The sequence below is a fragment of the Mesorhizobium sp. C120A genome (genome assembly GCF_030323105.1).
In the GTDB taxonomy this organism is placed as follows: Bacteria; Pseudomonadota; Alphaproteobacteria; order Rhizobiales; family Rhizobiaceae; genus Mesorhizobium.
On sequence record NZ_CP100476.1, the window covers coordinates 6,422,176 to 6,434,962 of the forward strand.

Below are 12,787 nucleotides of genomic sequence, written 5' to 3' on the forward strand. Positions count from 1 at the left end.
TGCCTAGAAGAGCTACATGGAGCGGCCGAGTCCATCATCAATATGAGCGAACACATATTGGTGTTCGCCTGCCGGCGGAGGCAAGCTGATCTCCCCCCTGTGGTGGAGATTAGCCAATCTCAAACAATCCCGCCTGAACCGCCCACAACCGCCGGCCGTTCCGCCGCGACCTTCGCCCGGTAGCCCGCCGCGCGATATGCGGCGACTGGATCGATGGCGCCGCCTGTGTTCAGCCGCGCCATGGCAAGGATCGGCTCGACATCGGTGCGGTAGGCAGCTTTCAGCGTCTGCGTCGCCATCAGCGCATCATTGCCGTCCTGGAAACCCTCGAGCGCCTTGCGGTCGACCAGCAGCGCCTGCGCATAGGCGCGCTGCACCTCGACTGCCGACAGCATCAGGCTTTCGATCGGGTCGGTGACGTTGTGGCTCTGGTCGAGCATGTGGGCGGGATCGAAACCCTCGGCGCCGGAAAGCTCTGCATCAACCAGTTCGTTGAAGACCAGGAACAGCCGATAGGGATCGATCGAGCCGGCATCGAGATCGTCGTCGCCATACTTCGAATCGTTGAAATGGAAGCCGCCCAGTTTCTTGAACTGGATCAGCCGCGACACGATCATCTCGATGTTGACATTGGGCGCATGGTGGCCCAGGTCGACCAGGCAGTAGGCCTTGTCGCCCAGCTCCTTGGCGATCATGTAATTGGTGCCCCAGTCCTGCACGACCGTGGAGTAGAAAGCCGGCTCGTACATCTTGTGTTCGGTGAACAGTTTCCAGTCGGCGGGCAGTCCGGCATAGATCTCCTTCATGGCGTCGAGATAGCGCTCGAAGGCTTTGGCGAAATTGACCTGGCCGGGGAAATTCGAGCCGTCGCCGATCCACACTGTCAGCGCCCTGGACCCCAGCGTCTTGCCGATCTCGATGCATTCGAGATTGTGCTCGACGGCCTGGCGGCGCGTGCCGGCATCGGCATGCGAAAGCGAGCCGAATTTGTAGGAGAGCGTCTGATCCCTGGCATCCGAAAAGGTGTTGGAGTTCATGGCGTCGAAGCCGAGGCCGAAGCGCGAGGCGGCCTGCTTCAGCCGGTTCGGATCGGCCTTGTCCCACGGGATGTGCAACGAGACGGTCGGTGTCGCCTGCGTCAGTTGGCTGATGACGGCGCAGTCCTCGATCTTGTCGAAAATGTCGCGCGGCTCGCCGGCGCAGGGAAAACGGGCAAACCGCGTGCCGCCTGTGCCGACGCCCCAGGACGGAATGGCGACGGCGAATTTCTCGACCTTGTCGCGGATGGCATCGATGGCGATGCCGCGGCGGTCGAGGCGTTCGCCGAGAGAGGCGTAGTCGCGCTCGAGGTCGGGTTTGCGCTGGGCGTTGTGGCTGGAGACGAGATCGGCGGCGATGATGGTTTCGGACAAGTGCTATTCCTCCCAATGCGTTCAGTCAGCGCTGCCCCTCATGCGGCCCTTCGGGCCACCTTCTCCCCTTATAGTGACGGGGAGAAGAGAAGCGCTCCGCTCTTAACTCAGCGCGTAAAGCTCTGCGCGTTGCCGGCGTCGACGTTGATGATGTTGCCGGTGGATTTGGCCGACATGTCGGAGGCGAAGAAATAAATCGCTTCGGCAATGTCTTCGGGAAACACCGAGCGCTTCAGCATCGAGCGCGAGCGGTAGTGTTCTTCCAGATCGTCGGTCGACATCTTGTAGGCGGCGGCGCGCTGTTCCTTCCACTCGCCGGTCCAGATCTTCGAACCGCGCAGCACGGCGTCCGGATTCACGACATTGACCCGGATCTGGGCTTCCGCGCCTTCCAGCGCGAGGCAGCGGGCGAGATGGATTTCGGCGGCCTTGGCGGTGCAATAGGCGGCGGCGTTGGGTGACGCGGCAAGGCCGTTCTTGGAGGCGACGAAGACGGCATTGCCGCCGATCTTCTGGGCGCGAAACAGCCGGAAGGCTTCGCGCGAGACCAGGAAATAGCCGGTCGACAATATGTCCATGTTCTTGTTCCACAGCGCCAGCGTTGTCTCCTCGATCGGCGCCGAGGAGGCGAGGCCTGCGTTGGAGACGAGAATATCAATGCCGCCGAACTCGACGGCTGTCTGGGCGAAGCCGGAAATCACCTGCTCCTCCGCGGTGACGTTGATCAGCACCGGACGGACGAAGTCCTTGCCATAGGCTTTCGCCAGTTCGTCGTTGGCGTTGGCAAGTGCGGTCTCGTCGATATCGGCCAGCACGACGCAGGCGCCTTCGCGCAGCAGGCGATTGGCGGTGGCGCGGCCGATGCCGCCGGCGCCGCCGGTGACCAGCGCGATTTGGCCGGCGAGCGACTTCGGCTTCGGCATGCGCTGCAGCTTCAAATCCTCGAGCAGCCAGTATTCGATGTCGAAGGCCTCCTGCGCCGGCAGGCCGACATAGGACGAAACGGTCGAGGCCCCGCGCATGACATTGATGGCGTTGACGTAGAATTCGCCAGAGATGCGGGCGGTGGCCTTGTCGCCGGCGAAGGTGAACATGCCGACGCCGGGCATCAGGTAGACCACGGCGTTGGGGTCACGGATCGGGGGCGAGTCCGGATGCTTGCAGCTGTCGTAATAGGCCTGGTAGCCGACACGGTACTCAGCAATATCGTCGGCGAGGCGCGCAATCACGGCTTCGACGTCGGGCTTCGCTGGGTCGAACTCGATAACCAGCGGGCGGATTTTTGTGCGCAGGAAATGATCCGGGCATGAGGTGCCGAGCGCCGCCAGCGGGCGCAAATCCCTGGAGTTGACGAATTCGAGCACGGCGGCGGAATCGTCGAAATGGCCGAGCTTGTGGCTCTTCTCCGAAATCAGGCCGCGGATTCTCGGCATCAGTCTCGCCGCGATGGCGCGGCGCTCAGCGGCGTCTAGCGATTTGACGACTTCGCCGCCGAAGATGGCGAGACCCTCGGAGCGGCGCTCGAACCATTCGATCGCCTGGTTGATGACCGAGATCGTCGTCTCGTAGCACTCCTTGGGTATGTCGCCCCAGGTGAACAAGCCGTGGCTTTCGAGGATGACGCCCTTGGCCTCGGGGTGTTCGACGCAGAATTTCTCCAGCCAGAGGCCAAGTTCGAAGCCCGGCCGCTTCCACGGCAGCCAGCCGATGGCGTCACCGAATATCTCCTTGGTCAACGCCTTGGAATCCTTGGCCGCGGCAATCGCGATAATGGCATCGGGATGCATGTGATCGACGAACGGCTTCGGCACATAGGCGTGCAGCGGCGTGTCGATCGAGGCCGCGCGCGGGTTGAGGTTGAAGGTGCAGTGGGGAAGATAGCCCACCATCTCGTCCTCATGCGCGACGCCACGATAGAGGCCTTTCAGCGCCTGCAGTTTGTCCATGTAGAGCGTGGCGAAACCGTCCAGCTTGATCGAGGCGCTGTCGCCGCCCGAGCCCTTGACCCATAGCACTTCGACTTCGGCGCCGGAGAGCGGGTCCTTCTGCCGGATCTTGGACGAGGTGTTGCCGCCGCCATAATTGGTGACACGCTTGTCGGAGCCGAGCGTGTTGGAGCGATAGACCAGAAGCTCAGGCTCGCTCAGCCCCTTGGCTTTCGCATCGTCCCAAAGGTTGGCAAGGCGCGAGCCGGAGCGCTTGTCGAGCATGATTATCCTCCCTGGGACGCAAAAGGCGCGGTCCATTTTGCCGGAAATGTCTACGCAAGCATCTCGGTTGTCAATCATAAACGATCAAGATCGATCATATTGCACTGCACAATGAAATTATATGATCGGAAATGATTGACACTGCTTGTTTTCTAGTGCCTCATGACCAGGCAGGGAGGAACCATGCACGAAAAAGAGCGCCACAGGATCATTCTGTCCGCCGTCCAGGAAAAGCCTGTGGTGACGGTGCAGGAGATGGTCGACCTGACGGACTCCTCCGAGGCGACGATCCGGCGCGATATCGCGGCTCTTCATGTGCAAAAGCGCCTGCGCCGCGTGCGCGGCGGCGCCGAAGCGATCTCGCCACCGCAGTTCATCGGCCTCGCCGGCCGGCCCTTTTCCGTCAACGAAACGCTTAATGCTTCGCAGAAGCGCGCGATTGCGCGCGAAGCGGTGGAGCTGTGCAAGGACGGCGAGCCGATCATCATCAATGGCGGCACCACCACCTTCCAGATGGTGCATTTCCTGACCGGACGCCGCATGCCGATCTTCACCAATTCGTTCCCCATCGCCGAGCATCTGCTCAAGCATTCGAAGAACACCGTCATGCTGTCGGGCGGCACCATCTACCGCGAGCAGAACATCATCCTCTCGCCCTTCGACAATGACGTGACGCGTAATTTCTACGCGCGCCGCATGTTCATGGGCGCTCAAGGGCTCGGGCCGCTTGGCCTGATGGAAGGCGACCCGCTGCTGATCCAGGCGGAGCAGAAACTGATCGACCAGGCCGACGAACTGGTGGTGCTGGTCGACTCATCGAAATTCCGCCAGCGCTCGAGCCTGATCCTGTGCGGGCTCAAGCGCATCGCCACCGTCATCACCGATGACGGCATCGAGGATCGCGAAGCCAACATGCTGGAGGCCGCGGGTGTGACGCTGATCGTCGCCCGCAAGTCGGCAAAGGAAGAATCCTCGCTGCAGGCCTGAGGCCAACCGCAGCGACGATGGAATGCAACGCTCAAGGGAGGAAATACGATGAGCTTTCTGAAGAAATTGATGGTGACGGCCGCGTTCTCGGCCGCCATGTTCGTGAATGCCGCCTATGCCGAGAACGTCAAGATCGCGCTGGTGGTGAAGTCGCTCGGCAACGGCTTCTTCGACGCCGCCAACAAGGGCGCCGAAGAGGCGGCCAAGGAACTCGGCGATGTCGACATCATCTACACCGGCCCGACCAAGGCGACCGCCGAAGCGCAGATCGAAGTGGTCAATTCGCTGATCGCGCAGAAGGTCAACGCCATTGCGATTTCGGCCAATGACGCCGACGCGCTAGTGCCGGTGCTGAAGAAGGCGATGGAGCGCGGCATCACCGTCATCTCGTGGGATTCGGGCGTCGCCAAGGAAGGCCGCCAGTTGCACCTCAACCCGTCCGACACCGGCCTGATCGGCGAGACCATCATCAAGCTTGCCGCCGACTATCTGCCGGAAGGCGGCGAAGTCGCCATTCTGTCGGCTTCGTCCACCGCGACCAACCAGAACGCCTGGATCGACGCGGCCAAGAAAATCCTGCCGGAAAAATTCCCCAAGATCAAACTCGTCGCCACCGTCTACGGCGATGACGATTCGGCCAAGAGCACCGACGAAGCCAAGGGCCTGCTGAAATCCTATCCGAACCTCAAGGCGATCATCGCGCCGACCACCGTCGGCGTCGTTGCCGCTGCCCAGGTCGTCACCGACGCGAACCTGATCGGCAAGGTCAATGTCACCGGTCTCGCGCTGCCGTCGGAGTTCAAGAAGTTCATCGACAACGGTTCCAGCCAGGCGGTTGCCCTCTGGAATCCGATCGACCTCGGCTACTCCGCCGTCTACCTCGCTCATGATCTGGCGGTGAAGAAGGAAGAGGCAAAGCCGGGCGCAACGCTGTCGATCGGCCGCGTCGGCAAGGTCACGCTCGACGACAGCAACTCGGCTGCGATGGCTCCGCCCTTCCAGTTCGACAAGTCCAACATCGAAAAGTTCTCCAAGATCTATTGATCTCGGACGTCTCGGACCAAGCGCGGCGGGACCAAAATCCCGCCGCGACTTTAAACGGACCTTGTTTCAGGGCTTGATACGGATATGGACACGACAGCCCAGCACGGCAATGCGAAGGAGGAGCCCACGGGTCCTGCCCCGCGCCTGACGCTGTCCGGCGTCTCCAAAAGCTTTCCCGGCGTGCGCGCGCTGCACAATGTCAGCCTGTCGCTTTACCCCGGCCAGGTTACGGCGCTGATCGGTGAAAACGGCGCCGGCAAGTCGACGCTGGTCAAGATCATGACCGGCATCTACCAGCCGGACGCCGGCACGATCAGCATTGACGGCCAGGCCGTCACCCTGCCCAGCGCGCATGCCGCCTTCGGCCACGGCGTCACTGCCATTCATCAGGAAACCGTGCTGTTCGACGATCTGAGCGTCACCGAAAACATTTTTCTCGGCCATGCGCCGCGCACGCGGCTAGGCACCATCGACTGGCGCACCATGCGAAAACACGCGCGCGAAGTGCTCGACACCATGCATGCCGGCCATATCGACGCCGATGCGCGGCTGAAAGACCTCGGCATCGCCAACAAGCATCTGGTAGCGGTTGCTCGCGCGATGTCGATCGATGCGCAGATCGTCATCATGGATGAGCCGACCGCAGCCCTTTCGATGAAGGAGATCGAGGAGCTTTTCCTGCTGATCGAATTCCTCAAGCAGGAAGGCAAGGCGATCCTGTTCATCAGCCACAAGTTCGACGAGATCTATCGGATCGCCGATCGCTACACCGTGTTCCGCGACGGCGAGATGGTTGGCGAGGGCCTTATCAAGGATACCGGCCAGAGCCAGATCGTGCGCATGATGGTCGGCCGCTCGGTCGATCACATCTTTCCGCAACGCAAGGCCGAGATCGGCGCGCCGGTGCTGTCGGTCGCTGGCCTTTCGCACCCGACCGAATTCAACGACATCGGCTTCGAACTGCACAAGGGCGAGATCCTCGGTTTCTACGGCCTTGTCGGCGCCGGGCGGTCAGAGGTGATGCAGGCGATATCGGGCATCACCCGCATATCGGGTGGAACGATCACGCTGGAAGGCAAGACGATCACGCCGAAATCGGCGGCGGATTCCATCGAAGCCGGCATCGTCTACGTGCCGGAGGAACGCGGCAAGCAGGGCGTGGTGATCGGCCTGCCGATCTTCCAAAACGTCTCGCTTCCCTCGCTCAAGCGCACCTCCAAATCCGGCCTGCTGCGATTGTCGGACGAATTCGCGCTCGCCCGCTCCTACACCGAGCGGCTAGACCTGCGCGCCTCGTCGCTGAGCCAGGATGTCGGCACGCTGTCGGGCGGCAACCAGCAGAAGATCGTCATCGCCAAATGGCTGGCGACAGCGCCCAAGGTGATCATCCTGGACGAGCCGACCAAGGGCATCGACATCGGCTCCAAGGCCGCCGTGCACGGCTTCATGGCGGAGCTCGTCGCGCAGGGCCTGTCGGTGATCATGGTGTCGTCGGAACTGCCGGAGATTCTGGGCATGTCCGACCGCGTCGTCGTCATGCGCGAAGGGCTGGTTGCGGCGGTCTACGATAGTAAGGGGCTGGACGCCGAAACGCTGGTCCGGACGGCAGCGGGGATCGCGGCATGAAGGCTCTCCTGAAATTCCGCGAGATCTGGCTGGCAGCGGCGATCGTCGTTTTGATTGCTCTGATCTCGACGCGCTTCCCGGCCTTTGCCGACCCCGGCAATCTCGCCCAGGTGTTCAACGACACCTCGATCCTGATGATCCTGGCGCTGGGACAGATGGTCGTCATCCTGACCCGCTCGATCGACCTGTCGATGGCCTCCAACCTGTGCTTCACCGGCATGGTGGTGGCGATGCTGAACGCCGCACATCCGGCGATCCCGATCCCGCTGCTGATCGTCATTGCGCTGGCCGTCGGACTGGTGCTCGGCGCCATCAACGGCCTGCTGGTGTGGCGGCTGAACATCCCTTCGATCGTGGTGACATTGGGCACGCTCACCATCTATCGCGGCGCCACCTTCGTCCTCTCCGGCGGCGCCTGGGTCAATGCCGACAAGATGAGCCCGGACTTCATCGGCTTCCAGCGCGCAGCTTTCCTGGGCATTCCGGTTCTGTCCTGGATCGCCATACTGGTCATCGCGCTGTTCTTCGTGGTGATGACGCGAACCGCGCTTGGCCGTTCGATCTATGCCATCGGCGTCAACCCGACGGCGTCGGTCTATGCCGGCATCGATGTCGGCCGAACCAAATTCATCGTCTTCTGCATTTCCGGCATGATCGGCGGGCTCGCCGGTTATCTCTGGATTTCTCGTTATGTCATCGCCTCGGTCGAGGTCGCCAATGGCTATGAACTCAATATCATCGCCGCCTGCGTCATCGGCGGCATTTCGATTGCCGGCGGCATCGGCTCGGTCGGGGGCGCGGTGTTAGGGGCGCTGTTCCTCGGCATCATCTCCAACGCACTGCCGGTGATCAACATCTCGCCCTTCTGGCAGATGGCGATTTCAGGCAGCGCCATCATCCTGGCCGTCGTGCTCAACGCGCGCGGCGAACGCCAGCAGGGGCGGATCATTCTGAGGAAGGCGGAGGCGGCATGACCGACACCCCCGCCCCGCGCCACATTCCCGACCGGCTCGACAAGCCGCTCTCTTCAGCGATCTTTTCCTGGGAAGCGCTGCTGGTCTTCGTGGCGGTCGCCATCTTCGCCATCAACAGCTTCGCATCGCCCTATTTCCTCGATGCCTATTCGCTGTCGGACCTGACCTTCAATTTCACCGAGAAAGGCCTGATCGCCTTCGCCATGGCGCTGCTGATCATTTCGGGCGAGATCGACCTGTCGGTCGCCGCCATCATCGCGCTCGCCTCGACCATGATGGGCATGGCGGTACAGGCCGGCGCCGACACGCCGGTGCTGGTGGCTATCGGCATCGTCGTCGGGCTCGGTTGCGGCGCCTTCAACGGCCTGTTGGTGACGAGGCTCGGCCTGCCGTCCATCGTCGTTACCATCGGCACGATGAGCCTGTTTCGCGGCATTGCCTTCATCATCCTCGGTGACCAGGCCTACAAGGGCTATCCCGAGAGCTTCGCCTTCTTCGGCCAGGGTTACGTCTGGTGGGTGGTGTCGTTCGAACTGGTGCTCTTCCTCATCGCGGCCGTCGCCTACTGGTTCCTGCTGCATCGCACCAGCTTCGGCCGCCGTGTCTTTGCCATCGGCAACAATCCGGTCGCGGCACAGTTTTCCGGCGTTCGCGTCGGCCGCATCAAATTCATCCTGTTTTGCCTGACAGGGCTGATGGCCGGCATCGCCTCGGTGCTGATCACCTCGCGGCTCGGCTCGACGCGACCGTCCATCGCGCAGGGTTACGAGCTTGAGGTCATCACGATGGTGGTGCTGGGCGGCGTCAGCATTCTGGGTGGCTCCGGCAGCATTGTTGGCGTCGTGCTCGCCGCCTTTATCATGGGGCTGGTGACCTTCGGCCTCGGCCTGCTGAACGTGCCCGGCATCGTCATGTCGATCTTCATCGGCCTGCTCTTGATCGTCGTCATCGCGCTGCCGATCGTCTGGCGACAGCTGCGTGGTAACAGCTGATGCCTGAGAAATACGCCTTCAAGATGCAGCTCAAACCCGGCATGAAAGCCGAGTACAAAAAGCGCCACGATGAGATCTGGCCGTCGCTGGTGGCGCTGCTGAGAGAGGCCGGCGTCGCCGATTATTCGATCGATCTCGATGAAGACACCAACATCCTGTTCGGCGTGCTGTGGCGGCGCGACGACCATGGCATGGCCGACCTGCCGAAGCACCCGGTGATGCAGCGCTGGTGGGCGCACATGGCCGACATCATGGAGACCAGCCGGACAACCAACCGGTGGCCATCCCCCTGGAAACAATGTTCCATATGGCATGAGTGCGCTGCGCCACATCGCCGTCATCGACATCGGCAAGACCAACGCCAAGGTGGCGCTGGTCGATCTCGTCACGCTGAGCGAAGTGGGGTTGCGCCGCATGGCGAACGCGCCGCTGCGGCAAGCGCCCTACCCGCATCACGATGTCGAGTCGCTGTGGAGGTTCATCCTCAACAGCCTTGCCAGCCTCAACCGCGAACAGCGTATCGAAGCGATTTCGATCACCACGCATGGTGCGACCGGCGTGCTGGTCGACGCAGCGGGCGAACTGGTGCTGCCTGTCCTCGACTATGAGTTCGACGGCCCCGACAGGCTGGCTACAGAGTATAGTGCGATCCGTCCGCCCTTCATTGAGACTGGGACGCCGCGCCTGCCGCTCGGCCTCAATCTCGGTGCGCAATTCTTCTGGCTTGAGAAGCGTTTTCCCACCGAATTCGCCAGGGCCGCCGCGATGCTGATGTATCCGCAATACTGGGCGCTGCGCCTGACCGGCGTTGCCGCCAACGAGGTGACCTCGCTCGGCTGCCACACCGATCTGTGGAGCCCTTGGGAGGCGGACTTTTCCTCGATGGTCGACAGGCTGGATTGGCGCAGGCTGATGGCGCCGGTGCGGCCGGCAAGGGACCAGCTCGGCCCGATCCTGCCGGCGCTTGCCGCGCGCACCGGGCTCGATCCGCAGACCCCGGTTTTCTGCGGACTGCACGATTCCAACGCCTCCCTATTGCCGCATCTTCTGTCCGACGAGCCGCCCTTCTCGGTCGTCTCGACCGGCACCTGGGTGGTATCGATGGCGGTCGGCGGCAGAGAGATTGCGCTCGATGCTGCGCGCGACACGCTGGTCAATGTCAGCGCGCTGGGCGACCCCGTGCCCTCGGCGCGTTTCATGGGTGGCCGTGAGTTTTCCCAGCTGACCAAGGACAAGCCGCAGGACTGCAGCGGCAGCGAGGTGCTGGCCGTTCTGACAAAAAAGATGCTGCTTTTGCCTTCTACCCAGCAGGGATCAGGACCGTTCCCGCACCATGCCGCGGCATGGCTTGGTGCCGAGGGCATCAGCAAAGGCGAGCGGTTCGCCGCCATTTCCTTCTATCTAGCACTGATGACGGCGACCTGCCTCGAGCTGATCGGCGCCGACGGCCCGACCACCGTGGAAGGACCGTTTGCTCGCAACCGGCTCTTTGTCGGCATGCTGGCGGCAGCGACCGCGCGCATCGTCATCGCCTCCGAGGCGGCCACCGGCACCAGCATCGGCGCGGCACTGCTCGCATCCGATCAGCCAGTGACGCACGGCAAGGGCGAAAGAATTGAGCCGCAGACCGACCCGGTCTGGGCGGCCTATGTCACCGCGTGGCGCGCGGCAGTCGACGCGCAAGGCTGATCACAAAATCCGCTTGCCAAAGGCCGACATGACGAAGTTGATGGCGTCGGCGCCGATCCGCGGCTCCAGACCGGCGGTCAGCCCGGAAACATCCATCGACAGCAGACCGCCGGACAGCGAGATCGCCTCCATTGCCTGATGCGTCTCGCGCACCGTCAGCCCGCCCGAGCCCGCAGCCCAGCCGGCGAATTCGGTCGCCGTCGGCGAATAGCTGAGATGGAAGCCTTGCGTGCCCGAGGTGGCGATGCGGATCGCCTCGTGCATGAGGTCGCGCATGCCCATGGCGTCGATGTCGGTCATGGTGAAGGCCGACGATGACGACATTTTCCGGCGACAGCTGCGGCTGCAGCGCGCCGGGCTTGTGATCGAGACCGAGCGCGCGGGCCAGCACCGAGACTTCAGGCATGTCTTCGGCCTCCTCGTCCTCGGGCATCAGGGCGGCGAGGGAATCGATCCAGATCAGGCCGAAGGAATGCGTGGCGCGCGCCGTTGCGGTCAGCGCCTTGTGGGCGATACGGCGATCTGCGCCGGCGGCGAGACGGACGAGGCCCGAGGGCGGCCGCTCGACGTCGGCGAGTTCGACCACGTCGAAATTCATTGCCTCCAGCCGCGCGCCGGTTCCCTCGCGGGCGATAATCCCGCCGGCTTCCGGTTCGGCCGAGATCGACACCATCTTGCGGCCGGAGAAATCCGCGACGTCGTGCATCGGCGCCTTCTCGACATATTCCGAGGTCATCGCCAGAAGCATGGCGCCATAATTCATGCGGAAGGCGACACGGTCGCCGACGGTAGGCCGCGGATCGGCATCCTGCACATCGAGCAGCAGATGGTCGCTGGAAGCGCCGAGCACCCTCACCCCCTTGGCGATCGGCGTCAGCCCTTCGACCAGCACGTCCTCGCGGCCTATATTGGCGATGGCGCGCAGCCGGTCGCCCTCGTCGGCGAAGACCGGCTGGTTGCCGAAGGCGTCGTAGCCGGATGTGCCGATCGGCCGCGAAGGCTTGAGTTTGACCTCGATGATGTCGCTGGTCAGCCGGCAGGCATCGGGTTCGAGTTCGGGCCACGGCACGTCGCGAAAGGTTTCGACACCGCCTTGCAGGATCGCCTCGCCCACGCGCAGATTGTTGATGCCGGGCGGCAGCTTGCCTTCGAGCAGCAGCGTCAGCGATGACGAGGCGCCGCCGGAAATGAAGTCGAGGCTTTTGCCGGACAGGCGCTCGGTTTTGTAGGCATGGGCGACGAGTTGGCCAAGGTTCTCCGGCGTCGGCATTATGGCGCCGAAGCAGCCGAGATTGGTGCCGATGCCGGCGATGCGCACGCCCTTGAATTGTAGGATCTGCTCGACGGTGGGGATCAGGTCGCTTGGCCAGATGCCTTCGCGGAGATCGCCGAGATCGATCATCAGCATGATATCGTGGACGCGGCCCATGCGCTCGGCAATGCGCGATATCTCGCGGATGGTGGTCAGTTCCGACTGCAGGCTGATGTCGACGGTGCGCACGACCTCCTCTACGCGCGCCATGGGCGGGCTGCGCAGCAGCATGACCGGCGCATTGATGCCGCTGTCGCGCAGCCGGCGGATGTTTTCGAAGCGCGATTCCGCGATGCCGGCAACACCGCCGCGCAGCATGGCCCGCGCCACTTGCGGCATGCCGCATGTGCCCTTCGTAACTCCGAACACCTTGATGCCGGACAGCGCGCAGCGCTCGACGATGGTGCGGGCGTTGCGCTCGATGCGGCCAAGGTCGATAGCGACTTGCGGTCCCGACATTTCGTCACTCAGGGTTTGTAGAATCTGTCAGCCAGATGCATCTTCCAGATCGTCGTACGATATTTGTCAAACTTTGCGCAGT

Annotated in this window: 9 protein-coding genes and 1 pseudogene; 7 read left to right on the plus strand and 3 right to left on the minus strand. The window is 62.8% G+C overall.

Annotated features, from left to right (window positions below; genetic code table 11):
* Nucleotides 1-119: 119 nt before the first annotated feature.
* Nucleotides 120-1,412: an L-rhamnose catabolism isomerase gene (rhaI, locus tag NL532_RS31115; RefSeq protein ID WP_023829796.1), complete on the minus strand. Its 1,293-nt coding sequence runs from the start codon at nt 1,410-1,412 to the stop codon at nt 120-122.
* Between the two features lie 107 nt (nt 1,413-1,519).
* Nucleotides 1,520-3,622, minus strand: coding sequence for a bifunctional rhamnulose-1-phosphate aldolase/short-chain dehydrogenase (locus NL532_RS31120; protein ID WP_023829797.1), 2,103 nt, complete (start codon nt 3,620-3,622; stop codon nt 1,520-1,522).
* A 183-nt stretch (nt 3,623-3,805) separates the two neighbouring features.
* Between NL532_RS31120 and NL532_RS31125 the strand changes: the two genes are divergently transcribed.
* The 7 genes and pseudogenes from NL532_RS31125 (at nt 3,806) to NL532_RS31155 (ending at nt 10,934) form a co-directional block, all read left to right on the plus strand.
* Entirely contained in the window at nt 3,806-4,609 is an 804-nt protein-coding gene (locus NL532_RS31125) for a DeoR/GlpR family DNA-binding transcription regulator (RefSeq protein WP_023669662.1), read from the plus strand.
* A gap of 48 nt (nt 4,610-4,657) precedes the next feature.
* Nucleotides 4,658-5,653 carry a rhamnose ABC transporter substrate-binding protein gene (gene rhaS, locus NL532_RS31130; protein WP_023669661.1) on the plus strand — a complete coding sequence of 332 codons (996 nt, stop codon included), beginning with the start codon at nt 4,658-4,660 and terminating at the stop codon, nt 5,651-5,653.
* 84 nt (nt 5,654-5,737) lie between these two features.
* A complete protein-coding gene (locus NL532_RS31135; protein WP_286487861.1) occupies nt 5,738-7,279 on the plus strand; it encodes a sugar ABC transporter ATP-binding protein in 1,542 nt (513 codons plus the stop codon).
* Nucleotides 7,276-8,253 carry an ABC transporter permease gene (locus tag NL532_RS31140; RefSeq protein WP_023681925.1) on the plus strand — a complete coding sequence of 326 codons (978 nt, stop codon included), beginning with the start codon at nt 7,276-7,278 and terminating at the stop codon, nt 8,251-8,253. Before NL532_RS31135 ends, NL532_RS31140 begins: the two co-directional genes overlap by 4 nt.
* Nucleotides 8,250-9,245, plus strand: a complete 996-nt coding sequence (locus tag NL532_RS31145; RefSeq protein ID WP_023681926.1) for an ABC transporter permease — start codon at nt 8,250-8,252, stop codon at nt 9,243-9,245. The genes NL532_RS31140 and NL532_RS31145 overlap by 4 nt, the downstream gene beginning before the upstream one ends.
* Nucleotides 9,245-9,561, plus strand: a pseudogene (gene rhaM / locus NL532_RS31150) (L-rhamnose mutarotase). The gene NL532_RS31145 and the pseudogene rhaM overlap by 1 nt, the downstream one beginning before the upstream one ends.
* Entirely contained in the window at nt 9,558-10,934 is a 1,377-nt protein-coding gene (locus NL532_RS31155) for an FGGY-family carbohydrate kinase (RefSeq protein ID WP_023681928.1), read from the plus strand. The pseudogene rhaM and the gene NL532_RS31155 overlap by 4 nt, the downstream one beginning before the upstream one ends.
* On the opposite strand, the gene NL532_RS32500 is transcribed toward NL532_RS31155, so the two are convergent.
* On the minus strand, nt 10,897-12,705 hold the full coding sequence (locus NL532_RS32500) for an alanine/ornithine racemase family PLP-dependent enzyme (RefSeq protein ID WP_245270364.1): 1,809 nt from the start codon (nt 12,703-12,705) through the stop codon (nt 10,897-10,899). The genes NL532_RS31155 and NL532_RS32500 overlap by 38 nt on opposite strands.
* Between the last annotated feature and the right edge of the window lie 82 nt (nt 12,706-12,787).